This is a genomic window from Pseudonocardia halophobica, assembly GCF_027922425.1.
GTDB lineage: Bacteria > Actinomycetota > Actinomycetes > Mycobacteriales > Pseudonocardiaceae > Pseudonocardia > Pseudonocardia halophobica.
Window position 1 is genome coordinate 1 of record NZ_BSFQ01000106.1, and the last position, 1,704, is coordinate 1,704.

The 1,704-nt window shown below is 69.8% G+C and carries 2 protein-coding genes; both read left to right on the top strand.

Annotation, left to right across the window (positions count from 1 at the left end; all coding sequences use genetic code 11):
• A partial coding sequence (locus PKE99_RS37440) for a 2-keto-4-pentenoate hydratase (RefSeq protein ID WP_271215014.1) occupies positions 1–653 on the top strand: 653 nt, incomplete at its 5' end.
• A 91-nt stretch (positions 654–744) separates the two neighbouring features.
• Positions 745–1,704: FAD-dependent monooxygenase (locus tag PKE99_RS37445; RefSeq protein ID WP_271215015.1), on the top strand; the 960-nt coding region annotated here is incomplete at its 3' end.

The following is a 1,704-nucleotide window of genomic DNA, read 5'->3' on the forward strand; positions in this document are numbered from 1 at the left end:
CGCAGCTCGGAGTCGACCAGCCCGACTTCGGTGTCCTGTTCGACGACATGGCCTGCCGCCAGGACGAGCCGATCGACATCGGCCGGCTGCTGCAGCCCAGGATCGAAGCGGAGATCGCGTTCGTGCTGAACGCCGACCTCGCCGGCGACGACGAGATCACCGCCGACGTCGCCCGCGCCGCGGTCGGCCAGGCCGTCGCCGCACTGGAGATCGTCGACAGCCGCATCGCGGGCTGGGACATCACGATCGTCGACACCGTCGCGGACAACGCCTCGTCCGGACTGTACGTCCTGGGCGACGAGCCGATCGAACTCGGCGACCGCGACCTGCGCGCCGTCGAGATGACCTTGACCAGCAACGCCGACGGCAGCACCGAGACGGTGTCCACCGGCACCGGAGCAGCGTGCCTCGGCGACCCGGTCAACGCCCTGGTCTGGCTCGCACGAACTTCCCGGGAGCTGGGTACGCCGCTTCGCGCGGGCGACGTCGTGCTCTCCGGGGCCTTGGGGGCGATGGTGCCGGTCGAGGAGGGCCGCACCTACGTCGCGACGCTCACCGACCTCGGCACCGTCCGTGCCGAGTTCACCGCCGCACCCGTCGCCCGCCAGCCGACCGGCCCGCAGACGAGGCCGCGAAAACTTGGGTCTCACTGAGTGTGATGCTAGAATGCCAGTGACCGGTTGACCCACTCTGGGTCTCCTCGATGTTCGGACCGGTTCGCGCCGGCAGCTCCGAGAAGGTGCCATGGATACAACGACGCTTCCGCCGCCCGCCTTCACCCCGTTCACCCCGGCCGACGGCTTCGACACCGACGTGATCGTGATCGGGCTCGGCCCCGCCGGGGGCACCGCGGCGCTCGCCCTGGCCACCTACGGGATCCGTGTGCACGCGGTGTCGCTGTTCCCGTGGGTCGCGAACGGGCCGCGGGCCCACATCACCAACCAGCGCGCGGTCGAGGTTCTGCGCGACCTCGGCGTCGAGCGGGAGGCCCGGCGCTACGCCACCCCGTGGGACCAGATGGGGGACACGCTGTTCACCACGAGCCTGGCCGGTGAGGAGATCGTGCGGCTGCAGACGTGGGGGACCGGGGACCGCCGCTACGGCGACTACCTGCAGGGCAGCCCCTGCACGATGCTCGACATCCCGCAGCCGCTGATGGAGCCCGTTCTCATCAGGAGTGCGGCCGAGCGCGGGGCGATCATCAGCTTCCACACCGAGTATCTCTCCCACGAGCAGGACAGCGAGGGCGTCACGGTGCTGTTCCGCGACATGCGCACCGGGCAGACCTTCTCCCAGCGCGCCCGCTACCTGCTGGGCTTCGACGGTGCCCGCTCCAAGGTGGCCGAGGACATCGGCCTGCCCTTCGAGGGCGAGCTGGCTCGCGCCGGGACCAACTACATCCTGTTCAACGCGGACCTGAGCCGCTACGTGGCCCACCGGCCGAGCATCCTGCACTGGATCTACAACTCCAAGGCCGGCTTCGGCGGGATCGGCATGGGCCTGCTGCGCGCGATCAAGCCGTGGAACCAGTGGATCGCGGGCTGGGGCTTCGACATGGCCGACGGCGTGCCGGACCTGCGCGACGACGTCGTCCAGGACCGGATCCGGATGCTGGTCGGCGACGACGACCTCGACATTGAGATCGTGTCCCGCTCGGTGTGGTACGTCAACCAGCAGCACGCCACGAACTACCAGGTCGGGAGG